The organism is Mesorhizobium sp. CNPSo 4670, assembly GCF_057784235.1.
The window spans coordinates 51,397-73,345 of sequence record NZ_JBWJFQ010000002.1 but is presented as its reverse complement, the minus strand read 5'-3'; the positions used below and the strand labels follow the sequence as shown (position 1 = coordinate 73,345).

Genomic DNA, 21,949 nt, shown 5'->3' with positions numbered 1-21,949 from the left:
ATTCAAATTAACCAGAAGCCTTGCGTGTAGGGAAAATCCGGTTAATACGGTAGGAGAAATTACCGCACGTCCGGTTTTCTCGCCGTGGGGACTACGAGAAAAGGTTATTAAGCCCGATGAAGGCAGCATCCAAGTTTCTGAGCGCCGCGTCCGCGGTGACCCTGTCTGCGGCCCTTGTGGTGCCAGGCGCGCTCGCAGTGCAGTTCGTTGCCACATCGGCGGCCGAAGCCGCTGTCGTCAGCAGAGTAGAAGTGAGCGGCAACCAGCGTATCGACGCTGAAACCATCCGCAACTACATCACCATCAAGCCGGGCAAAGCTTTCTCCAGCTCCGATATCGACAGCGCGGTCAAGGCACTGTTCGGCACCGGTCTGTTCTCGGATGTGCAGATCAATCAGGTCGGCTCGACACTGGTGGTCAAGGTTGCCGAATACCAGGTCGTGAACCAGGTGCTGTTCCAGAACAACAAGAAGCTCAAGGACAACGCGCTTGAGATGGCGGTGCAGTTGAAGCCGCGCGGAACGTTTTCGCAGGCGACGCTCGACTCCGACGTCGAAGCGGTCAAGGCTGCCTACAGGCGCATCGGTCGCGACGATGTGACCGTGACCACGCAGGTCATGCAGCTTGGCGACAACCGCGTGAACGTCGTCTTCAACATCAGTGAAGGCGATCGCACTCAGATTGCGGCGATCAATTTCGTCGGCAACAGCGCCTATTCCAGCCGCCGCCTGTCGGATGTGATCAACACCAAGCGTTCGTCCTGGGTTTCCTTCATCCTGCGCGACGACGTCTATGACGACGACAAGCTGCGCGCCGACCAGGAGCTGCTGCGCCGCTTCTACTACAATCACGGCTATGCCGATTTCCAGGTCGTGTCCGCCGTCGGCGAACTCGACAGTGCGACGAACAAGTACACAGTCACCATCACCGTCCAAGAAGGCGACCGCTACACGTTCGGCGATGTCAGCGTCGAAAGCACGATCCCGGAAGTCGACTCGAAGTCGCTGGAATCGGTGGTCGAGACCCGCAAGGGCGACGTCTACAATGCCAAGGACGTCGAGGACACCATCATCGCGCTGACCGAGAAGGTAGCCGGTTCCGGCTATGCCTTCGCGCAGGTGACGCCGCGCGGCGACCGCAATTTCGAGAACCACACCATTTCGGTGGTCTACACCATCGACCAGGGCACCAAAGCCTATATCGAACGCATCGAGATCCGCGGCAACGACCGCACGCGTGATTATGTCATTCGGCGCGAGTTCGATGTCAGCGAAGGTGACGCCTTCAATCAAGTTCTCATCCAGCGCGCGAAGAAGCGCCTGGAAAACCTTAATTACTTTGAAAAAGTCGATATCTCGACCGTTCCAGGTTCGCAGCCCGACCAAGTCGTGCTGGTGGTTGACGTTGTCGAAAAATCGACCGGCGAATTCTCGGTCGGCGCCGGCTACTCGACCGGTGGCGACACGGCGGGTCCGTCCGTCGAAGGATCGATCACCGAGCGCAACTTCCTTGGCCGCGGCCAGTTCATCAAGCTGTCGGCAGGCGGCGGCAAGAATTCGCGCGACTACAGCCTGTCCTTCACCGAACCCTATTTCCTCGGACGGCGCATCGCCGCCGGCTTCGATATCTTCCAACAGACCCGGAATTACGATCACTACGATAGCGAGACCACGGGTGCGACGGTGCGCTTCGGCCTGCCGATCACCAACAGCATCTCGACGCAGTTGGCGTACAACATCGCCCGGGAAAAGTACGAGTACGACGACGGTTGCGATGACAATGGAGACGGCGTGCTGGGCGACTGCGATGTTTCGCAGGCGATCGTTCAAGGTATCGAGGAAAGCCCCTGGATCAAGTCGTCGGTCAGCCTGGGGCTGGTCTACAACACCATCGACGACATGAAGAACCCGCACGAAGGCATCTATGCCACCACGACGGCCGAATTTGCCGGCCTCGGCGGCGATGCCAAGTATGTGAAGCTGACTGGGCGCGGCAGCATCTATCAGACGCTTTCAGAGCAGTTCGATCTGGTTGGTCTCCTCTCGGCTGGCGCAGGTCATGTCGAGGGTTACGGCGGCGACGGCGGTTTGCGTATCTTCGATCAGTTCCAGAGCACCGACCGCATGATCCGTGGTTTCGAATATGGCGGCATTGGCCCTGTGGACAGTGTTACGGGTGACCATCTCGGCGGCACGACTTATTTCAATGCCTCGGCCGAAGCCCAGTTCCCGCTGCCAGTCATTCCGGAGAGCTTCGGGCTGCGCGGCGCGGTGTTCGCGGACGCAGCAACGCTCTATGGCACCAAGATCGAGAATGCGGCTGTCACCCAGACGTCGACTGATCTGAAGCTGCGCGCCTCGGTCGGCCTCGGCTTGATGTGGGCATCGCCGTTCGGTCCGATCCGTATCGACTATGCGATCCCGGTCAAGAAGGAAGCGACCGACAACGTGCAGGAATTCAATTTCGGCATATCGACCCGCTTCTGATCGACGGCCAACGATGCTCCCGGATTTTTCAGGTCCGGGAGAGATGTTCCGACCTAGCTGGATATAGCTTCTGGAATGACCGATCCGGTGTTCTTCGCGCCATCACGCCGGTATACGGCGGGCGAAGTCGCGAATCTGACCGGCTCGGTGCTTGTCGATTCCGGCCAATCCCAAATCTCGATCGAAGCGCTCGCGCCGGCCAATGAGGGCGGCGAGAATGCGCTCGTTTTCGTCGATGGCAAACGCAATTCCGCGCTGATGCTGTCGCTGCGGGCGGCCGCGGTCCTCTGTCCGGCGGAATTCGCCAGCAAGGCGCCGGCCGGCATCGCGGTACTCGTTCATCCGCGTCCGCAACAGGCCTTCGCGCTGGTCGGCCGTCTGCTGTTCCCGACGGCCGCGACACCGGGACCAATGACCAGTGAAACCGGTGTCTCGCCGCATGCTCATATCGATCCGACCGCGCATGTCGAGGCAGGTGCTGTCATCGAGGCAGGTGCCGTCATCGGGCCGGGTGCTTCGATCGGCGGCGGTACGGTCATCGCGCCCAACGCGGTCATCGGACAATCCTGCCAGATCGGCCGCGACGGCTATGTCGGTCCAGGCGCCAGCATCCAGTATGCCTTGATCGGCAACCGCGTCATCATCCATGGCGGCGCCAGGATCGGCCAAGATGGTTTTGGCTTCGTCGGCGGCGCCAAGGGACCCGAACGCGTGCCGCAGGTCGGCCGTGTCGTTATCCAGGACGATGTCGAGATCGGCTCCAACACCACCGTCGATCGGGGCGCCATGTCCGATACGATCATCGGCCAGGGCACCAAGATCGACAATCTCGTACAGATCGCCCATAACGTCCGCATCGGCCGCAATTGCATAATAGCCGGGCTTTCGGGTATCTCGGGTTCCGTGATCGTGGGTGACAATGTCACCATGGGCGGCGGCGTCGGGCTTGCGGATCACCTGACCATCGGGTCTGGGGCCAAGCTCGCGGCCAGAAGTGGATTTATGAGCAATGTCCCTGCAGGCGAGATCTGGGGTGGTTATCCGGCACAGCCGATGGCGGAAGCCATGCGGGAGATAGCCATGCTGCGCAAGCTCGCCAGGACCCGCAAACAGGGCGAGGGAGGCAATGGCTGACATGATCGCTTCGACGACGCTGGAAGCGGTCGACATTATGGGGCTCATGAAGCTCCTGCCGCACCGCTATCCGTTCCTGATGATCGATCGCATCGTCGACATCGATGGCGATGAGTCCGCCGTCGGCATCAAGAACGTGACCATAAACGAGCCGCATTTTCAGGGCCATTTCCCCGAGCAGCCGGTGATGCCGGGAGTGCTCATCGTAGAGGCGATGGCGCAAACGGCCGGCGCCATCTGCATCCGCAGCCTGCGCACTGAAAAGCCGTCATTGGTCTATTTCCTGACCATCGACAATGCCAAATTCCGCAAACCGGTCGTTCCCGGCGACCAGTTGAGGATCCATGTCAAGAAAATCAAGAAACGCGGCAACCTGCTGAAATTCGCTTGTGAAGCCATGGTCGACGGCGCCAAGGCGGCCGAGGCCGAGATTTCAGCCATGATGGTCACCAGCGACTGACGATCGAATGCTTATGAAAATCAAGACATCCATTCATGCTTCCGCTGTCGTGGAGGAGGGCGCCCAAATCGGCCAAGGCGTGCGCATTGGGCCGTTTTGTCATGTCGGCGCCGATGCGGTGATCGGCGACGGCGTCGAACTGGTCAGCCATGTCTCGGTGATGGGCGCGACCACCATCGGTGCCTCAACCAAGGTCTACCCGATGGCGATACTGGGCGGGCCGCCGCAGAACACCAAGCACAAGGGCGGCCGCACCACTTTGGTCATCGGCACGAACTGCACGATCCGCGAAGGCGTGACCATGCATCTCGGCACCGATTCCAGCCGCGGCGAGACGACGATCGGCGACAATGGCAATTTCCTTGCCTACGCCCACATCGCCCATGATTGCGTCGTCGGCGACAATGCGACGTTCGCCAACGGAGCGACGCTGGGCGGGCACTGCGAGGTCGGCAACAACGTCTATATTGGCGGCCTGACGGCGGTTCATCAGTTTGTCCGTGTCGGCGACAATGCCTTTCTGGGCGGCTGCTCAGCGATCGTGGGCGATGTCATTCCCTATGCCATCGCGGTTGGTAACCGCGCCAGTCTGCGCGGCCTCAACATCATTGGCCTGAAGCGTTCCGGCCTGCCGAGGTCCGAAATCCATGTGCTGCGCAAGGCTTACAAGATGATCTTCGATCGCTCTCGCACCGTTGGCGAGAACATCGAATTCGCCAAGGCCGAATTCGCGTCGTCGCCGACCGCCATGAAGATCGTCGATTTCATCACCAGTCGCGGCAAGCGGCATTATGCGGTGCCGTCGCTCAAGGGCGGCGATGGCGACGATGTCGATGACGAAGGCTGAGACCGCGGCAGCCGGTCTTGATCTCCCATCGGGCGCCAGGGTCGGCATCATCGCCGGCGGCGGCAGCCTGCCGGTCGAAGTGGCGGCCGGTTCGGCGCAACGAGGCCATCCTCCCTTTGTCATCCTGATTGAAGGCGAGGTGGACCGCATGGCGGAGCTCTCCCGGTATGAGCATGAAAGCCTCGCTCTGGAAGGTATCGGCTCGCTGATACCCTTGCTGAGGCGGCACCGGATTACCCATCTGGTGCTTGCGGGCGAGATCAAGCGCAGGCCACGATTGCTTGCGCTGCGCCCCAGTCTCAGCCTGCTCGCGGTGATCCCGCTGGTGGTCATGGCGCTGGCGCGTGGCGACGATGGCTTGCTGAAGGTGGTGGCACGAGGTCTCGAAGCACGAGGCATAAAGATCGTCGGCGCCCACGAAATCGTGCCGGACCTCGTCGCCGCCGAGGGCGTCCTGACCAAGGCCTCGCCACGCAAATCGGACTGGCTCGACATCGAGGCAGGCCTTGCAGCGGCAAAGGCGATAGGGGCGCTGGATATTGGCCAGGCGGCGATCGCGGTCGGTGGCCGCACCATTGCGCTCGAAGGCATCGAGGGAACAGCCGGACTGCTCGATCGCGCGAAGCTGTTGCGTGGCCACGGCCGTATCGCGGGCAAGACCCGCGGCGTGCTGGTCAAATGCGCCAAGCCTGGCCAGGAACTGCGTGCGGATCTTCCTTCCATCGGTCCGCAGACGATCGAGGCGGTGCATGCGGCCGGGCTTGCCGGCATTGCCGTCGAGGCGGGACGTTCGCTGGTTCTCGAAGGTCCTGAAACAGTCGCGCGCGCCAACGCCCTCGGCCTGTTCGTCATCGGCCTGCCTGCCGCTACGGAGCCGCATCATGCCTGACAGGGCATTGAGGATTGCGATTGTTGCCGGCGAAGAGTCGGGCGATCTGCTTGGCGGCGACATCGTGCGTTCGCTCAAGCAGGCTACCGGGCGCGAGGTGCAGATCGTCGGTCTCGGCGGCCGCCATTTGCAGGCGCTGGGACTGGTGTCGCCATTCGATGCCGGCGAGATCGCCCTGATGGGTTTCAGCGCCATCCTGCGCGACCTGCCACGCCTGATGCGGCGGATCAACCTCCTGGCCAAAACCGTTGTGGACGAGAAGCCCGATTGCCTCGTCACCATCGACAGTCCTGACTTTTCGTTGCGCGTCGCCAGGAAGGTGCGTGCGGCCAATCCGTCGATCCCGATCATCCACTATGTCTGCCCAAGCGTGTGGGCATGGCGGCCGGGCAGGGCGGTGGCCATGAAGCCCTATGTCGACCATATTCTCTGCATCCTGCCGTTCGAGGTGAAGGAGCTCGAACGGCTGGGCGGCCCGCCCGGAACCTATGTCGGCCATCGCCTCACACATGATGCGGGCGTGCTCAGCGCCGCGAAGGCGCAGGAGTTGCCGCGAGACCTTGCTTCTTCCGACCGCGTCAAGACGCTGCTCGTCCTGCCCGGTTCGCGGCGCGGGGAGGTGCGACGGCTGCTGGAGCCGTTCGGCGAGACGGTGTCGATGCTGCATGCGCGCGGGCATCGCCTGCGGCTGCTGCTGCCGACCGTCCCGCATGTCGCCGACCTCGTCAGGGCCTCGGTCACACGGTGGGATGAGAAACCCGAGATCATCCTTGATCCCCTACGCAAATGGCAGGCCTTCGGCAAGGCCGATGCGGCGCTGATCGCGTCGGGGACGGTATCGCTGGAGCTGGCGCTGGCCGGTGTACCGATGGTCTCCTGCTACAGGCTCGATCCCGTCGCGCGCGTCGTGGCGCCTTACCTGTTGTCCGTCTGGTCGGCGCTGTTGCCCAACCTGATCGCGGATCGGGCGCTGGTCCCGGAATTCTATAATGAGTACGTCAAGCCGAACAATCTGACCCGGCAATTGGAAGCGCTGTTCGCCGACAGCGGCATGCGCGCCTGGCAGAAGCAAGGCTTTGCCGAGATCACCCGGCGCATGGCGACCGACAAGCCGTCCGGCGAGATCGCGGCGGGCGTCGTGCTTCGTCACATAAAAAAAGCGCCCTGACGGGCGCCTTTCTCAATCCGGAAAGCCTCGATCAGCGCTTGGCGATCGGCACGTAGTCACGCTCCGGCGCACCGGTATAGAGCTGGCGCGGACGACCGATCTTCTGGCGCGGGTCCTCGATCATCTCCTTCCACTGCGCGATCCAGCCGACGGTGCGGGCGACCGCGAACAGCACGGTGAACATCGTGGTGGGGAAGCCCAGCGCCTTCAGCGTGATGCCGGAATAGAAGTCGACATTCGGGTAGAGTTTCTTCTCAATGAAATAGGGATCGGTCAGCGCGATCTTTTCCAGCTCCATGGCGATATCGAGCAGCGGATCGTCCTTGATGCCGAGCTCGCCCAGCACCTCATGCGCCGTCTTCTGCATGATCTTGGCGCGCGGATCGTAGTTCTTGTAGACACGGTGGCCAAAGCCCATCAGCCGGAACGGGTCGTTCTTGTCCTTGGCGCGAGCGATGAATTCCGGGATGTGGTCGACATGGCCGATCTCGCCCAGCATGTTGAGCGCCGCTTCATTGGCGCCGCCATGGGCCGGGCCCCACAGGCAAGCGATGCCGGCGGCGATGCAGGCGAACGGGTTGGCACCCGATGAACCAGCAAGACGCACGGTCGAGGTCGAGGCGTTCTGCTCGTGATCGGCATGCAGGATGAAGATGCGCTCCATGGCGCGCGCCAACACCGGATTGATCTTGTACTCCTCGCACGGCACGGCGAAGCACATGTGCAGGAAGTTGGCGGCGAAGTTCAGCTCGTTCTTCGGGTAAATGAAGGGCTGGCCGATATGGTATTTGTAGGCCATCGCCGCGATCGTCGGCATCTTGGCGATCAGCCGCATGGAGGCAACCATGCGCTGGTAGGGGTCGGAGATGTCGGTGGAGTCGTGGTAGAAGGCCGACAGCGCGCCAACGACGCCGCACATTACTGCCATCGGATGCGCGTCGCGGCGGAAGCCGGTGAAGAAGCGCGACATCTGCTCGTGCACCATGGTGTGGCGCGTCACGCGGTAATCGAAATCGTCCTTCTGCGCCTTGGTCGGCAATTCGCCATAGAGCAGGAGATAGCATACCTCGAGGAAGTCGCCGTGTTCGGCCAACTGGTCGATCGGATAGCCGCGGTGCAAGAGGATGCCGGCGTCGCCGTCGATGAAGGTGATCTCGGACTCGCAGCTTGCGGTCGAGGTGAAGCCGGGATCGTAGGTGAAAGCGCCGGTTGTGCTGTAGAGCGAGGCGATGTCGATGACATCAGGCCCGACAGAGCCGCTTCGTACCTTGAATTCGTGAGTCTTGCCGGCGAATTCAAGCGTTGCCGTGGCCTCGTGGGTGTTGCCGCCCAAATCCAGTTTTTTCGCAGCTTCGGTCATTGCAAACTCCTTCTTGTTTCCTCATGCCGGCAAAGGCAAAATTCCGCAGAGCGACACGTCGAAATCACCGCAATGCGCGTATTCGCCACCGCATTCTAGGAGGTGCGTGCCAGATTGGGCCAAGGCCTAATGTTGCACTGCGAAACGCGCCTTTCAATGCCAATCTTCTTGGGCCAGTTCGCTCCTAATCGATTTGATCCGCTATGCGCGCCAGGCTTTCCTCGCGCCCGAGCACGCCAAGCACGTCGAACACACCCGGCGAGGTGCTTTTGCCAGTCAGGGCGGCGCGCAAAGGCTGGGCCACGGCGCCAAGCTTATGGCCGCCGGCCTGCGCATAGTCGCGCACCGCCGTCTCCGCCGCAGTGGCCGTCCAGTCACCTGACAGGGCGTTCAACGCTTCGTGAGCGCCGCGCAGGATCATGCGCGCGTCTTCGTTGAGCAGCAGTGCCGCCTTGTCGTCGATCGGCAGCGGCCGGGTGGCAAACAGGAAGGCGGCGCCGTCGACAAGCTCGACCAGTGTCTTGGCGCGCTCCTTCAGTCCGGGCAGCGCGGCCAACAGCTGCGCCTTGTGCGTGTCGTCGAGGCGCGCAGCAATAGCCGGACCGCCCTCGAGATAGGGCAGAGTGGCGATGAAGATGTCGAACAGCTCGGCATCGCTCATGCGGCGCATATGGACGCCGTTCAGCGCCTCCAGTTTGGCGAAGTCGAAGCGGGCGGCGCCCTTGTTGACGTCGCCGATGTCAAACCAGGAGATCATGTCCTTGACCGACATGATCTCGTCGTCGCCATGGCTCCAGCCGAGCCGCGCCAGGTAGTTGAGCAGCGCCTCCGGCAGGTAGCCCATGGCGCGATAGGCCTCAACGCCGAGCGCGCCGTGCCGCTTCGACAGCTTGGCGCCATCGGCGCCGTGGATCAGCGGGATATGCGACATAGACGGCACCTCCCAGCCCATGGCGTCGTAGATCACCGTCTGGCGGGCGGCGTTGGTCAAATGGTCGTCGCCACGAATGATGTGGGTGACGCCCATGTCGTGGTCGTCGACGACGACGGCATGCATATAGGTCGGGTTGCCGTCCGAACGCAGGATGATGAAGTCGTCGAGATCCTTGTTGGGGAAGCGCACCTCGCCCTGGACACGGTCGTGCACCACCGTCTCGCCCGCGGTCGGCGCCTTGATGCGGATGGCGCCCTTGGCGCCTGCGGGGGCCTCGGAGGGGTCCCGGTCACGCCAGCGGCCATCATAGCGGGGCGGCAGCCCCTTGGCGCGTGCTGCCTCGCGCATCGCCTCCAGCTCGGCCGGCGTCTCGTAGCTGTAGTAGGCCTTGCCCAAGCGCACGAGCTCCTCGGCCACCTCGCGATGACGCGGCGCGCGCTCGAACTGCGAGACGGCCTCGCCATCCCAGGAGAGGCCGAGCCAGGAAAGCCCGTCGAGAATGGCTGCGGTCGCGGCATCGTTGGAGCGCTCGCGATCGGTGTCCTCGATGCGCAGCAGCATCGTGCCGTCAGTGTGCTTTGCGTACAGCCAGTTGAACAGCGCCGTGCGCGCGCCGCCTATGTGCAGGTAACCGGTGGGCGAGGGGGCAAAACGGGTGACGACCTTGTCGGACATGAAACTCTCGGAAACCATCTGAAGCGGGGTGTGGTTGCGCGGACTTTCGCGCATTGCGCGTTCATGTAGCATAGGGTGTCGAGGGCGCAAGGGGCAGACCCGATGGCTGGACGGGGCTGGGGCTCGGATCAGGGCGAGGACGCCGCTATTGGCGTCAGCGAACGGTCCCTGTTTGCGATGCCGCTGCCGACTACGTCGCCACCGCCATCACCCATCTTGCCGGACCGCGGCAACCCGCCGTTGCAAGCGGATGTCTCCGCCCCCGTCCCTGTTGCCGAAGCCGGCAGGATCGTGCGCGTGCGCCGGCAAATCGGCCGGATATCACTGCCTCGGCTGCGCCACAGCGTGGCCACGGCAGGAAGCCTGGAGCTTGACCGAGGCGTAGCCTTCCTGCTGGTGCCGGTCTGTCTGGCGATCGGAGCGATCGGCTATTTTTCGCTGACGGTGGAACCAGATTTTGCAAAGCCTGTTGCGGTCGTCGTTCTGACGGGGCTCTGCGCGTTCGTCTCGCGTTCCTGGCCGAAAACCCATCTGTGTTTCATGGCTGTGCTGCTGTGCACGCTCGGCCTGCTCGCCGGCAAGGTCGAGACATGGCGGGCTGGAACGCAGATGCTGGGTTCGGAAATCTCGACCCAAGTGACCGGCCGCGTCGTCTCGCTTGACCAAATGGAGACCGGCCGCATCCGGTTGACCATCGACGTGACGTCGACCGCGAGGCCGAAATTGCGCTATGCGCCGGAGCGGGTTCGGCTTTCGGCACGAAAGATCCCGGCGGAGATCACCGCCGGCTCCCTGGTCACCGGCTACGCCAAGCTGTTGCCGCCCACCGGCCCGGTGAGGCCGGACAGCTACGACTTCTCCTTCGACAGCTATTTCGCCGGCATCGGCGGCAGCGGGTTCTTTCTCGGCAATCCAAAGCTTATCGCCGGCAATGACAACGACATGCCGCTGTCGGCCCGGATTGCCTCGGGGATAGAAAATGCCCGTGAAGCCATCGCCGACCATATCAGGGGCAGTGTCGGTGGGGCCGAAGGCGAGATCGCTGCGGCGCTGATCGTTGGTGTGCGCGCCGGCATTCCCGATGAGATCAACGAAGCGATGCGGCGCACCGGCATCTACCACGTCATCTCCATTTCGGGGCTGCACATGGCGTTGGTCGCTGGCACCATCATGATGCTGATGCGCAGCGCCTTCGCCCTGTTTCCGGACTTTTCCGCGCGGCGGCCGGTCAAGAAATACGCGGCCGCCGCCGCGCTTGTCTCGATCGCCGCCTATCTCGTCATCTCAGGCATCGTCGTTGCCGCCGAGCGCAGCTTCATCATGCTGGCGGTGATGCTGATTGCGGTGCTGTTCGATCGGGCGGCGCTGACCATGCGCAACCTGGCGATCTCGGCGATCGCGGTCATTGTGGTGTCGCCGCATGAAGTGGTCGGCCCAAGTTTCCAGATGTCATTCGCGGCGACCGCGGCGCTGGTCGGTGCCTATGCCGGCTGGTCTGATCATCGCGCGGGGAAAACGAGACCGCCGCCGCCACGGCGATCTCTGCCTGGCTTTCTCACGCGAAAATTCCTGTTGGCGATGGGTGGCCTTGCCATGACCTCCATCATTGCCGGCTCTGCCACGGCGCTTTTTGCCATCTGGCATTTTCAGCGGGTGTCGCCGCTCAGCCTGTTCGCCAATCTCGCCATCATGCCAATCGTCTCGCTGATTGTGATGCCTTTCGCCGTCCTCAGTGCGCTGGCGATGCCTTTTGGCGCCGATGGTCCCTTTCTTTACGTAATGGGCAAAGGCCTGACGGCGATGATCGCCATGTCCGGATGGATTTCCGAGCGCTCGCCGGTCGACGCGGTCGGGTTGATTTCGCAACAGTCCGTCCTGCTGGTGGCGATTGCCTTGGTCATCGCGACGATGGCGACGACATGGCTGCGGCTCGCAGCCCTTCCGTTCGCGCTTGCCGGCCTGTTGACCGTCTCGGACACGCGTGCCCCGGACGTGCTGATCTCGGAGGACGCCAGGCTGGTTGCGCTGCCGATCGGGGGTGGCGAACTCGCCGTCAGCCGGGCACGCCCGAACGAATTCACGGTCGACAACTGGAAACGCGCGCTGACATCCGAAACCATCGTCATGCCGGAGGTGTTCAGCAAAGGAGACGGGCAATTCGAGATAGCCGATGCCGCCGAGTTGCCGTCGGGCGCGCCTTTCTATTGCACATCGGGCGTTTGTCTCGCCAAGCATCCGTCCGGCGCGATCATCGCGCATGTCGAAGACCGAAAAGACGCCTGGATGGCCTGCGGCTTCGCCGACCTGATCGTCATCGATGACGCCACGGCCTATGACCCCTGTCACAATCCGCTGGTGCTCGTCATCACCAAGCGACAACTGGCCCGCAAGGGTAGCGCGGCCGTCTTCTTCGATCGCCAATCGGCGACCACGCCTGCGACGATGAGCTTCGCGGTGGACGGGTCATACCGGCCCTGGCACACGCAGCGCAAGTTTTCGCGCGAGGCGAGGGGCCTGCCACCCTACCGCAAACCCGAAAAGTCGGTCGCAAGCCCTGCTCAGTAGCGCCTGATCAGCCCGACGAGCTTGCCTTGCACCTTGACCCTGTCCGGTCCGAAAATGCGGGTTTCATAGGCCGGGTTGGCGGCTTCGAGAGCAATCGAGGCACCCTTGCGGCGGAACCGCTTCAGCGTCGCTTCCTCTTCATCCACCAGCGCCACGATGATCTCACCCGGGCTGGCTGTATCGGCATTGCGGATGATGACAGTATCGCCGTCGAAGATGCCGGCCTCGATCATCGAGTCGCCCTTGACCTCAAGGGCATAGTGTTCGCCGCCCATGATCATGTCCGGCGGCACCGAGATCGAATGCGTCTGGTGCTGGATGGCGTCGATCGGCACACCGGCCGCGATGCGTCCCATGACCGGGATCGACACGGCGGAGACCACGTCGTCGTCATTGCCGGCCGAAGGCATCCGTGAAGACGCAGGCTTGAGTTGCCGGCCAAGGCCGCCTTGACCGAGGCTGCCCTGGATGACGCTTGGCGAGAACTTCTTTGCCGCATTGAGGCCTGGCGCGATCGAATCCGGCAGCCGCAGCACTTCCAACGCGCGCGCCCGATTGGGCAGGCGACGAATGAAGCCGCGCTCCTCCAGCGCCGTGATCAGCCGGTGTATGCCGGATTTGGAGGCAAGGTCGAGTGCTTCCTTCATCTCGTCGAAGGATGGCGGAATGCCGCTTTCCTTGAGCCGTTCATGAATGAACATCAGGAGTTCGTGTTGTTTGCGCGTCAGCATGGCAGCCCCCAGGTTACCCAAAACCAGAATCGGAAAAACAAACCCAGAACAAACACTATCTGTTCCAGTTGTGTTCCGCAACCGTTTAAAGTTTAATGAACTTGTTAAGGTGGCTGAAATTATTTGGCGCCCCGGCGGTGGGTCGCGATCGACGCTTGCCTGCCAACGCCGAGTGCTTGGTTGGATTGAAATTGCTATGGTTAATGGCCTGTGGCCCACCCTGTGTCGGGCTTGGCCTCGGCCAACGCTGGAAGCTCGACAAGAGGGCTTGGTTCACTTCACCGGTCGTGGCTCCCGTGAACGAAAGGGAGCCAAAAAGCCAACTTTGGCGGAGGAATTGGCCATATCGGCCTTGCCTTGTTCCTCGTTGCATTACCGTTTGTTTGAGCTGCCATCGCCGGCGTGGACATAGACATGCAGCGTGTAGCCGATGTGGGCAACCATCAGGGTTTTCGCGCGCTCGATGTTGCGATCCAGCGCCGCTTCCATGAGCGCGGTATGATCTTTGATCGCGACGGCCTGGCGCAGCGCCTCCATGGCCTCTTCGTAGCCATGCTGGAGACCGGCGGCCGCACGCAAGGTTGGCGCCAGGCCAAGAAAGCGGTGATGGCGACGCAACTGATCCGCGATCGTGGAGTGGAAGGTCAGCAGCCAGGGGGATGTTGCCGCGCTGAGCAATGCCGCGTGGAAAGCCTCGTGCTTTTCATCCCATTCGTCGACCACGTTGTCGGACGGGTCGTCGACCGCGGTCCTGCTGCGCGACAGCCGATAGTGGGCAGCGACGACGGTGTCCTCCCATTCACGGCCGCCTTTCTCGATCGATTCGTGGAGCAGAGGCAGTTCAACCACCAATCTGGCGCGTGACAGATCTTCCAGCTCGTTGCGCGAGACCGGAGCGACGGCAAAGCCGCGATTGCTGATGGCGGTCACCAGGCGCTCGGCCTCCAATCGCGAGAGCGCCTCGCGCAGCGGTGTCCAGCCGATGCCGTAGCTGTTGCGCAACGCGCTAAGCTTGAGCGGTGCGCCGGGCTTCAGACGGGCGGTGAGGATATCGCGGCGCAGCAGCTTGTAGGCTGCTTCTGTCTTCGAGAAGTGCTCGTCGTCCAGCATTGCCGACCATCCGTACCAATTGGCCGGGTGATTATATATGAAATCCTTCCATTGCGTAAATTATATATAATGTTTGACAACACCCAAGGGACTGCCCATGATCGCGAACGGTTTCACCTGATATGTTCATCTGAGCACGCCCATGCGCGGGGATAGTCGACCATGAATGCAACTCCCGATCTCTCTGCAATCGAGGTGATGGACGCCGCGGACCCGCTACGCGCCATGCGCGATCGTTTCGTCTTGCCGCAAGGGGTGATCTACCTCGACGGCAATTCGCTTGGTGCGGCTTCACCCACCGTCTTCGACGAACTGAACAAGGCCGCGACACAGGAATGGGCGCAGGACCTCATCCGTGCCTGGAACACCGCCGGCTGGTTCGACATGCCGGTCGAGCTCGGCGACCAACTCGGACGCCTGATCGGCGCCGCGGCTGGCCAGACTGTGGTCTGCGATACGACGTCGATCAACATCTACAAGGTGCTACATGCGGCGCTCGCAATGCGGCCGGATCGGTCGCTCATCGTGGCCGAGGGCGACAGCTTCCCAACCGATCTCTATATGGCCGAGGGCGTAGCTTCGACGCGGCCCGGTACGATCCTGCGGCTCGAGGGCGTCGATGCGCCTGATATCGAGGACCTGATCGACGAGCGCGTCGCCGTTATCCTGGTCAACCACGTCAACTACAAATCCGGCCAGTTGCGCGACATGGCGGCGCTGACGCGCAGGGCCCATCAGGCCGGTGCGCTGATCGTCTGGGATCTCTGCCACACCGCCGGTGCGCTGCCAGTCGAACTCGACGGCGCCAATGCCGATTTCGCCATCGGCTGCACCTACAAGTACCTCAATGGCGGCCCGGGTTCGCCAGCCTTCATCTATGCCGCAGAGCGGCACCACGGTGATGTCTATCAGCCGCTCAGCGGCTGGTGGGGGCATGCGCGGCCGTTCGCCTTCGAACAGGGCTATGCCGCCGGCATCGGCATCCGCCGGTTCTTGTGCGGCACGCAGCCGGTGTTGTCGATGCGGGCGCTCAAGGGCGCCCTGGACCTCTGGAACGACGTCGACATGGCGGCGGTGCGCCAAAAGAGCATCGCGCTGACCGATCTGTTCATCCAGATGGTCGAAGCAAGGTGTGGCGCCTACGGGCTCGAGCTTGAAAGTCCGCGCAACGGCAACGAGCGCGGCAGTCAGGTGTCATTCATCCACCCCAGCGGCTACCAGGTGATGCGGGCCTTGATCGAGCGCGGCGTGATCGGCGATTTCCGCGCGCCTTCGACCATCCGCTTCGGTTTCACGCCGCTCTATGTCGGCTACAAGGATGTCTGGCAGGCGGTCGAGGTGCTGGAAGACATCTTGCGCACGGGTGCCTGGCAGGATGCGCGCTTCGCGGTCAAGACCGCGGTCACGTGAGTGTACGTCGCCCAAAAGCAAAGACAGATCAGAGCCGGGTGCGAACTGTCCAGAGTTCCGGAAACAGGACGACCTCGAGCATCTTCTTCAGGTAGGACGCACCCGACGTGCCACCGGTGCCGCGCTTTAGGCCGATGATGCGTTCGACCGTGGTGACGTGGTTGAAGCGCCAGCGGCGGAAATAATCCTCGAAGTCGACCAGCTTTTCAGCCAGTTCGTAGAACATCCAGTAGCGCTGCGGGTCGCGATAGACCGTCTGCCAGGCAACCAGGACCGCTTCATTCTCGGTGCGCGTCTCGCGCCAGTCGGCACGGTTGGCGTCGTCACCGATGTCGAATCCGTTGCGGGCGAGCAGCAGCAGCGCTTCGTCGTAGAGCGACGGCTCGGCCAGGATCGCCTCAAGCTTCCCGCTGAGGTCCGGCCGGTGCTTGTGCGGGCCGAGCATGGCGAGGTTGCGGTTGCCGGCCATGAACTCGATGGCGCGATACTGCCAGGACTGGAAACCCGAGGATTGGCCTAGCGCGTCGCGGAACTCTGTGTATTCGCTGGGTGTCATCGTCCGCAGCACGTCCCAGGCGTTGTTCAACTGCTCAAAGATGCGGGCGACGCGCGACAGCATCTTGAAGCTTGGCTCGAGGCGGTCGGCGCGGATCGAGCGGATCGCGGCACCGATCTCATGCAGGGCAAGCTTCATCCAGAGCTCGGAGGTCTGATGCTGGATGATGAACAGCATCTCGTCGTGTGCCGACGACAGCGGCGTCTGGGCCTCCAGCACTTTCTCCAGATGCAGATAGTCGCTGTAGGACATGCGCTCCTTGAACGACATCTGTGCGCCTTCGGATGCCGGATCGTATGGTTCGCTCAATTGATTTTCTCCGTGCGAAGCCGGAAGCGCTGGATTTTGCCGGTCTGCGTCTTGGGCAACGCAGCAATGAACTTCACAGATCGCGGATACTTGTAGGGCGCGATCGTCGCTTTGACATGGTCCTGCAGGCGCTTGATGGTCATCGCGTCAGGTGCCACACCTTGCACCAGCACGACATGCGCCTCGACGATCTGGCCGCGTTCGGCATCCTCAGCGCCGATCACAGCGCATTCAGCGACATCCGGATGCGCCAGCAGCGCCGCCTCGACCTCGGGGCCGGCGATGTTGTAGCCGGCGCTGACGATCATGTCGTCGGAGCGGGCGGCGAAATGGAAGAAGCCGTTTTCGTCCTGCGTGAAGGTGTCGCCGGTGAGGTTCCAGCCGTCGCGAACGTACTCCTTCTGCCTGTCGTCAGCCATGTAGCGGCAGCCGGTCGGGCCGCGCACCGCCAGCCTGCCGGTCGCGCCGCGCGGCACCTCGTGCATCTCGTCATCGACAATGCGCGCCTCGTAGCCGCCCACCGGCTTGCCGGTCGACGCAGGCTTCATATCGTCGAAGCGGTTGGAGATGAAGATGTGCAGCATTTCGGTGGCGCCGATGCCGTCGAGGATCGGCTTGCCGGTCTTTTGCGTCCACTCCTCGAAGACCGGGGCGGGCAAGGTCTCGCCGGCCGAAACGGCGACGCGCAGCGATGACAGGTCGGCACCCTCATCCATGGCCTTCAGCATGGCGCGATAGGCGGTCGGCGCGGTGAAGGAGATGGTTGCTTTGTAGGTCTCGATGATGTGGATCATGTTGGGTGGCGTCGCCTGTTCGAGCAGCGTCGCCGCCGCACCGAAGCGCAGGGGAAAGATGGCGAGGCCGCCAAGGCCAAAGGTGAAAGCCAATGGCGGCGAGCCCACAAAGATGTCGTCCGGCGTCACCTGGAGGATTTCGCGGGCATAGGCGTCGGCGATGATCAGGAGGTCGCGGTGGAAATGCATCGTAGCCTTCGGCACGCCTGTCGTGCCCGAGGTGAAGCCGAGCAGCGCGACGTCGTCGCGGCCAGTGTTGACGGCGCTGAAAACGACCGACTTGTCGAGGGCCGCCCGATCAAGTTCGGCATCATGATTGGCGGTGCCGTCGAAGCCGATGACCTGCTTGAGGAACGCGCTGTCCTTGGCGCAAGCGGTCATCTCGTCCATCAGCCTGGTGTCGCAAAGCGCGATCGTGATTTCCGCCTTGTCGACGATCTTGGCGAGCTCGCCGGCGCGTAGCATCGGCATGGTGTTGACGACCACGGCTCCGACCTTGGTGGCGGCCAGCCAGCAGGCGACCATGGCGGGGTTGTTGGCCGAGCGGATCAGCACCCGGTTACCCGGCTTGACGCCGTAGTTCTCGACCAGCGCGTGGGCCAGCCTGTTCGTCCAGTCGGACAGTTCCTTGTAGGTGCGGCGGCGGCCATTGCCGATCAGGGCGGTGTGGTCACCCAGGCCCTTCTCGACCAGCCTGTCGGTGAGTTCGACGCCTGCGTTGAGATGTTCGGGATAGTCGAAACCGTCGAGCAGGAAGTCCGGCCATTGCTCCGGCGGCGGCAGGTGATCGCGCGTGAACGTGTCGATATGCGCTGAAGGCCCAAGCATGTCGCCGCTATCCTGTCTGCTGCCTGGCCAGTGCGCGAAGGCGCCTGGCCTGATGGGGTGGATCTGAAGGTCCTGCTTTTGAGGAGGTTTTCGTGCTGCCAGTCGCACCTTGCTCGACACGACCCGAAAGGGCGTACATTGCAGGTTTGGGCAACACAGCAGACCTCCCATTGTCGGCTGTTCTTGACGGCAAGATCGCACCAGTCGAAATTTGTTTCAAGCCTAAAATGTTTTTGTCCTGGAGCATTGACGCATGGCGTGGCGGTGGCCATTGCTAGCGCAGAAACGATGCCGTTTGGGGGAGGGTACCGATGCCTAGACATCGCATTGCCGATTGGGACAATGCTTATGCCAACAGCGCGAACATCGCCGGCAGCGACCGCTGGCCAACCGCGTGGGTGGAGCCGGCGCAAGCGTTTCGTGACGCGCTTTCGGCAGAGGGTCGGGCACGGCTCGACATCACCTATGGCGGCGGACGGCGCAATCGCCTCGATCTTTTCCTACCCAGTGCCACGCCCAAGGGATTGGTGGTGTTCATCCATGGCGGTTACTGGATGGCGTTCGACAAGAGTTTCTGGTCGCATCTCGCCAATGGTGCGGTCAGCAGCGGCTTTGCCGTGGCGATGCCTTCCTACACGCTCTGCCCCGAAATCCGCATCGCCGGCATCGTCCAGGAGGTCGGCGGGGCGATCGGCAAGGCGGCAGGACTGATCGACGGGCCGCTGATGTTGACCGGCCATTCGGCCGGCGGACATCTCGCCAGCCGCATGGTGACGGCGACAACGCCCCTGGCGGCCGATGTGGCGCGGCGCATACGCCACGTCGTTTCGATTTCAGGCCTCCACGACCTGCGCCCGATCATGCGCACCGAGATGAACGCGACACTGGCAATCGACGAGCAGGAGGCGCTGGCCGAAAGCCCGGCGCTGTTGCGTCCAATGGATGGTGCCCGCATCACCTGCTGGGCCGGTGGTGGCGAACGCGCGGAGTTCCTGCGCCAGAACGCCTTGCTTGCCAATATCTGGACCGGGCTCGATGCCACGACCAGCGCCGTGGTCGAGCCCGACCAGCACCATTACAGCATCGTTGACGGCCTTGCCGATCCGGCGCATCCGCTGACCCGGACCTTGATCTCGGAATAGCCGAGTTGATTTTGGCTTGTTATCAATGGTTTGTTTGGCGAATCTTCAGCGCAACATCAGTACGCTGCAAGCTTCGCCAGCGGCTGCTGCGGGGGCAAACGGTGCCCGCACGATCAGCCCATTGGCATCAGCCAGCATTCTCAGCATTGAGGAATCCTGGATGCTGAACGGCGTCGCCATCAGCGCGCCGTTGTCGTCCCGGACCACCGCCCGCACATAGTCCTGGCGCAAATCATTGGCCGGCATTGCAGCGCCCAGTCGCGCAGGACGAATGTCCTGGCGGTGCTCGCGGCCACCGAGTCGCGCCAGCAGCGGCTTCAGGAACAGCTGCGAACAGACCAGGCTTGCCACCGGATTGCCGGGCAGGCCGATGCATCTGATGTGGCCGAGGCGGCCGAACATCAGCGGCTTGCCGGGGCGCATGGCGATCTTCCAGAAGCCGAGCGTCATGCCTTCGCCGGTCAGCACGTCGTGGATCAGATCATGGTCGCCGACCGAGGCACCACCCAGCGTGACGATGACGTCCGCACCGGCCGCGACCGCCTTCCGCACCAGCGCGGCGATGGCCTCCTCGCGGTCGGAGGCAATGCCGAGATCGAGCGCACGTGCACCGACCGACTGCGCCGCCACGGCGACGCCATAGGCATTGGACGAGATGATCTGGTCCGGCCCGAGTTCGCTGCCGGGCGGCAACAATTCGTCGCCGGTGGCGATGATGGCGACCAGCGGCCGTTTCACCACGTTGACCCGTGGATGGTTGGCCGACGCCGTCAGCGACAATGCCGCCGGATCGAGCACGCGGCCTTTTTCCAGCAGGATATCGCCTTTCGAGAAGTCGAGGCCGACGCGGCGGATGTTGCGCCATTCCGCCGTCGGCTCGGTTACTTCGACGTCGCCACCACCGAGGTCGCGGACATTCTCCTGAATGACGATGGTATCGGCGCCTTGGGGTAGCGGCGCACCGGTGAAGATACGCACGGCTTGTGCCTTGCCGACCGTGCCGTCAAAGCCACGCCCGGCAGGCGCCATGCCGATCACGGAAAGTCTGGATGGCACCGACGCCACATCGACGGCGCGCACCGCGTAGCCATCCATGGCGGAAGCGTTGAAAGGTGGCTGGGTGCGGAGCGCTGCGACCGGTTCGGCCAGCACGCGATCAACAGCCTCGAACAGCGGAACGCTTTCGCTCGCCAAAGGTGCTGCACCCTCAAGCAAGCGTTCGAGCGCCTCGGCGACCGGAACCAGCGCCATCAGGCGTCCACTTTGTAGTCGCCCGACTTGCCGCCGGTCTTTTCGACCAGTCGGATGCCGGAAATGATCATGGCGCGATCCACCGCCTTGGCCATGTCGTAGATGGTGAGGCAGGCCACCGAAGCGGCGGTCAACGCTTCCATCTCGACGCCCGTCTTGCCGGTGACACGCGCCAGCGCGGTGACCTTCAGTCCGGGCAAGGCATGGTCGGGCTCGATGTCGACGGAAACCTTCGTCAGGAGCAGCGGATGGCAGAGCGGGATCAATTCATGCGCTTTCTTCGCCGCCATGATGCCGGCGATGCGCGCAGTGCCAAGCACATCGCCCTTCTTGGCGTTGCCTTCGAGAATCATGGTCAGCGTCTCAGGCTGCATCGCGACAAAACCCTCCGCGATTGCGGTACGCGTCGTCTCCGCCTTGTCGCCGACATCGACCATGCTGGCCTCGCCCTGGGCGCCGAGATGGGTGAGGGCGGCCGCCATCATCAGACGGCCTCGGCCGGCGCCTTGCCCGTCAGAAGCAGGCGCGTCGCCGTGGTGACGTCCTGTTGCCGCATCAGGCTTTCGCCGACAAGGAAGGTGCCGATGTCGCTCTTTTGCAGCCTGAGGCAATCGTCATGCGAGAAAATGCCGCTCTCGCTGACCAGCAGGCGGTCGGCTGGCACCATCGACGCCAGCCGCTCCGAGGTTTCGAGGCTGGTCTCGAATGTTCTGAGATTGCGGTTGTTGATGCCGATCAGCCGCGACGACAGTTTTAGCGCGCGCTGCGTCTCGGCTTCGTCATGCACTTCGACCAGCGCATCCATGCCGAGTTCAAGCGCCGTCGATTCGAGATCGCTGGCCAATGCGTCGTCGACGCTGGCCATGATGATCAGGATGGCGTCCGCGCCCCAGGCGCGGGCCTCATAGACCTGATACGGATCGAACAGGAAATCCTTGCGCAAAGCGGGCAGGGCGACGGCGGCTCGCGCCCTGGTGAGAAATTCGGGCGCGCCCTGGAAAGACGGCGCGTCGGTCAGCACCGAAAGACAGGCGGCGCCGCCTTTCGCATAGGCCTGCGCCAGTGCCGGCGGGTTGAAATCGGCGCGGATCAGGCCCTTGGAAGGGCTTGCCTTCTTGATCTCGGCGATCAGCGCGAAGGCGCCGGATTTGCGCTTGGTCTCGAGCGCGGCAAGAAAGCCGCGCGGTGCGTCCGCGTCCTTCGCTCGCGCCTTGATCTCGGCCAAAGGCACGCGTGCCTTTGCCGTTGCGATCTCGTCGCGCTTGTAGGCCTCGATCTTGCGAAGAATGTCAGACACGCT

The 21,949-nt window shown here is 62.8% G+C and carries 18 protein-coding genes; 9 read left to right on the top strand and 9 right to left on the bottom strand.

The genetic code is table 11. The features are described from left to right. Nucleotides 1-116 precede the first annotated feature (116 nt). The 6 genes from bamA (at nucleotide 117) to lpxB (ending at nucleotide 6,984) form a co-directional block, all read left to right on the top strand. The gene (bamA, locus tag AC0ZT5_RS03740; protein ID WP_488495333.1) at nucleotides 117-2,486 is read left to right on the top strand and encodes an outer membrane protein assembly factor BamA; all 2,370 of its coding nucleotides are present in this window, start codon (nucleotides 117-119) and stop codon (nucleotides 2,484-2,486) included. Nucleotides 2,487-2,561: 75 nt separating this feature from the next. Next, nucleotides 2,562-3,620: a UDP-3-O-(3-hydroxymyristoyl)glucosamine N-acyltransferase gene (gene lpxD, locus AC0ZT5_RS03735; RefSeq protein WP_488495332.1), complete on the top strand. Its 1,059-nt coding sequence runs from the start codon at nucleotides 2,562-2,564 to the stop codon at nucleotides 3,618-3,620. After that, nucleotides 3,613-4,080, top strand: coding sequence for a 3-hydroxyacyl-ACP dehydratase FabZ (fabZ, locus tag AC0ZT5_RS03730; RefSeq protein ID WP_095081436.1), 468 nt, complete (start codon nucleotides 3,613-3,615; stop codon nucleotides 4,078-4,080). The genes lpxD and fabZ overlap by 8 nt, the downstream gene beginning before the upstream one ends. 13 nt (nucleotides 4,081-4,093) lie before the next feature. Then, a complete protein-coding gene (gene lpxA, locus AC0ZT5_RS03725; RefSeq protein ID WP_457152564.1) occupies nucleotides 4,094-4,927 on the top strand; it encodes an acyl-ACP--UDP-N-acetylglucosamine O-acyltransferase in 834 nt (277 codons plus the stop codon). Then, on the top strand, nucleotides 4,914-5,816 hold the full coding sequence (locus AC0ZT5_RS03720; RefSeq protein ID WP_488495331.1) for an LpxI family protein: 903 nt from the start codon (nucleotides 4,914-4,916) through the stop codon (nucleotides 5,814-5,816). Before lpxA ends, AC0ZT5_RS03720 begins: the two co-directional genes overlap by 14 nt. Continuing rightward, complete coding sequence (gene lpxB, locus AC0ZT5_RS03715; RefSeq protein ID WP_488495330.1) at nucleotides 5,809-6,984, top strand: lipid-A-disaccharide synthase; 1,176 nt, start codon at nucleotides 5,809-5,811, stop codon at nucleotides 6,982-6,984. The genes AC0ZT5_RS03720 and lpxB overlap by 8 nt, the downstream gene beginning before the upstream one ends. A gap of 31 nt (nucleotides 6,985-7,015) precedes the next feature. Here lpxB and gltA read toward each other — a convergent pair whose 3' ends face one another. Both gltA and gltX read right to left on the bottom strand, forming a co-directional pair. Beyond that, nucleotides 7,016-8,344: a citrate synthase gene (gene gltA, locus AC0ZT5_RS03710; RefSeq protein ID WP_095081430.1), complete on the bottom strand. Its 1,329-nt coding sequence runs from the start codon at nucleotides 8,342-8,344 to the stop codon at nucleotides 7,016-7,018. Between the two features lie 184 nt (nucleotides 8,345-8,528). Next, nucleotides 8,529-9,953, bottom strand: a complete 1,425-nt coding sequence (gltX, locus tag AC0ZT5_RS03705; protein ID WP_488495329.1) for a glutamate--tRNA ligase — start codon at nucleotides 9,951-9,953, stop codon at nucleotides 8,529-8,531. A 102-nt stretch (nucleotides 9,954-10,055) separates the two neighbouring features. Between gltX and AC0ZT5_RS03700 the strand changes: the two genes are divergently transcribed. Continuing rightward, the gene (locus tag AC0ZT5_RS03700; RefSeq protein WP_488495328.1) at nucleotides 10,056-12,518 is read left to right on the top strand and encodes a ComEC/Rec2 family competence protein; all 2,463 of its coding nucleotides are present in this window, start codon (nucleotides 10,056-10,058) and stop codon (nucleotides 12,516-12,518) included. Here AC0ZT5_RS03700 and lexA read toward each other — a convergent pair. Continuing rightward, nucleotides 12,512-13,249, bottom strand: a complete 738-nt coding sequence (gene lexA / locus AC0ZT5_RS03695; protein ID WP_095081425.1) for a transcriptional repressor LexA — start codon at nucleotides 13,247-13,249, stop codon at nucleotides 12,512-12,514. The genes AC0ZT5_RS03700 and lexA overlap by 7 nt on opposite strands. A gap of 372 nt (nucleotides 13,250-13,621) precedes the next feature. Further along, complete coding sequence (locus tag AC0ZT5_RS03690; RefSeq protein ID WP_488495327.1) at nucleotides 13,622-14,359, bottom strand: GntR family transcriptional regulator; 738 nt, start codon at nucleotides 14,357-14,359, stop codon at nucleotides 13,622-13,624. A 162-nt stretch (nucleotides 14,360-14,521) separates the two neighbouring features. Here AC0ZT5_RS03690 and kynU point away from each other — a divergent pair, with 162 nt between their 5' ends. Beyond that, on the top strand, nucleotides 14,522-15,769 hold the full coding sequence (gene kynU, locus AC0ZT5_RS03685) for a kynureninase (RefSeq protein ID WP_488495326.1): 1,248 nt from the start codon (nucleotides 14,522-14,524) through the stop codon (nucleotides 15,767-15,769). Between the two features lie 28 nt (nucleotides 15,770-15,797). Here kynU and kynA read toward each other — a convergent pair whose 3' ends face one another. Both kynA and AC0ZT5_RS03675 read right to left on the bottom strand, forming a co-directional pair. Further along, nucleotides 15,798-16,634: a tryptophan 2,3-dioxygenase gene (kynA, locus tag AC0ZT5_RS03680; protein WP_488495325.1), complete on the bottom strand. Its 837-nt coding sequence runs from the start codon at nucleotides 16,632-16,634 to the stop codon at nucleotides 15,798-15,800. After that, nucleotides 16,631-18,256 carry an AMP-binding protein gene (locus AC0ZT5_RS03675; RefSeq protein WP_488495324.1) on the bottom strand — a complete coding sequence of 542 codons (1,626 nt, stop codon included), beginning with the start codon at nucleotides 18,254-18,256 and terminating at the stop codon, nucleotides 16,631-16,633. The genes kynA and AC0ZT5_RS03675 overlap by 4 nt, the downstream gene beginning before the upstream one ends. A 311-nt stretch (nucleotides 18,257-18,567) precedes the next feature. On the opposite strand from AC0ZT5_RS03675, the gene AC0ZT5_RS03670 reads away from it, so the two are divergent. Next, nucleotides 18,568-19,398 (top strand): alpha/beta hydrolase, encoded by an 831-nt coding sequence (locus AC0ZT5_RS03670; protein WP_488495323.1) that lies wholly within the window; start codon nucleotides 18,568-18,570, stop codon nucleotides 19,396-19,398. A 45-nt stretch (nucleotides 19,399-19,443) separates the two neighbouring features. On the opposite strand, the gene AC0ZT5_RS03665 is transcribed toward AC0ZT5_RS03670, so the two are convergent. The 3 genes from AC0ZT5_RS03665 to trpC are packed head-to-tail and all read right to left on the bottom strand — an operon-like array spanning nucleotide 19,444 to nucleotide 21,946. Then, on the bottom strand, nucleotides 19,444-20,649 hold the full coding sequence (locus tag AC0ZT5_RS03665; RefSeq protein WP_488495322.1) for a molybdopterin molybdotransferase MoeA: 1,206 nt from the start codon (nucleotides 20,647-20,649) through the stop codon (nucleotides 19,444-19,446). After that, nucleotides 20,649-21,131: a cyclic pyranopterin monophosphate synthase MoaC gene (gene moaC / locus AC0ZT5_RS03660; RefSeq protein WP_488495694.1), complete on the bottom strand. Its 483-nt coding sequence runs from the start codon at nucleotides 21,129-21,131 to the stop codon at nucleotides 20,649-20,651. Before moaC ends, AC0ZT5_RS03665 begins: the two co-directional genes overlap by 1 nt. A 2-nt stretch (nucleotides 21,132-21,133) precedes the next feature. Beyond that, nucleotides 21,134-21,946 (bottom strand): indole-3-glycerol phosphate synthase TrpC, encoded by an 813-nt coding sequence (gene trpC / locus AC0ZT5_RS03655; protein ID WP_488495321.1) that lies wholly within the window; start codon nucleotides 21,944-21,946, stop codon nucleotides 21,134-21,136. Nucleotides 21,947-21,949: the final 3 nt, after the last annotated feature.

Bases quoted from the DNA above. Each gene is read 5' to 3' on its own strand.
- gltX (WP_488495329.1), bottom strand. From the start codon at position 9,953: ATGTCCGACAAGGTCGTCACCCGTTTTGCCCCCTCGCCCACCGGTTAC.
- moaC (WP_488495694.1), bottom strand. From the start codon at position 21,131: ATGGCGGCCGCCCTCACCCATCTCGGCGCCCAGGGCGAGGCCAGCATG.
- bamA (WP_488495333.1), top strand. From the start codon at position 117: ATGAAGGCAGCATCCAAGTTTCTGAGCGCCGCGTCCGCGGTGACCCTG.
- fabZ (WP_095081436.1), top strand. From the start codon at position 3,613: ATGGCTGACATGATCGCTTCGACGACGCTGGAAGCGGTCGACATTATG.
- AC0ZT5_RS03690 (WP_488495327.1), bottom strand. From the start codon at position 14,359: ATGCTGGACGACGAGCACTTCTCGAAGACAGAAGCAGCCTACAAGCTG.
- AC0ZT5_RS03670 (WP_488495323.1), top strand. From the start codon at position 18,568: ATGCCTAGACATCGCATTGCCGATTGGGACAATGCTTATGCCAACAGC.
- lpxD (WP_488495332.1), top strand. From the start codon at position 2,562: ATGACCGATCCGGTGTTCTTCGCGCCATCACGCCGGTATACGGCGGGC.
- kynU (WP_488495326.1), top strand. From the start codon at position 14,522: ATGAATGCAACTCCCGATCTCTCTGCAATCGAGGTGATGGACGCCGCG.
- AC0ZT5_RS03665 (WP_488495322.1), bottom strand. From the start codon at position 20,649: ATGGCGCTGGTTCCGGTCGCCGAGGCGCTCGAACGCTTGCTTGAGGGT.
- AC0ZT5_RS03720 (WP_488495331.1), top strand. From the start codon at position 4,914: ATGACGAAGGCTGAGACCGCGGCAGCCGGTCTTGATCTCCCATCGGGC.
- gltA (WP_095081430.1), bottom strand. From the start codon at position 8,344: ATGACCGAAGCTGCGAAAAAACTGGATTTGGGCGGCAACACCCACGAG.
- lexA (WP_095081425.1), bottom strand. From the start codon at position 13,249: ATGCTGACGCGCAAACAACACGAACTCCTGATGTTCATTCATGAACGG.
- AC0ZT5_RS03700 (WP_488495328.1), top strand. From the start codon at position 10,056: ATGGCTGGACGGGGCTGGGGCTCGGATCAGGGCGAGGACGCCGCTATT.
- lpxA (WP_457152564.1), top strand. From the start codon at position 4,094: ATGAAAATCAAGACATCCATTCATGCTTCCGCTGTCGTGGAGGAGGGC.
- lpxB (WP_488495330.1), top strand. From the start codon at position 5,809: ATGCCTGACAGGGCATTGAGGATTGCGATTGTTGCCGGCGAAGAGTCG.
- AC0ZT5_RS03675 (WP_488495324.1), bottom strand. From the start codon at position 18,256: ATGCTTGGGCCTTCAGCGCATATCGACACGTTCACGCGCGATCACCTG.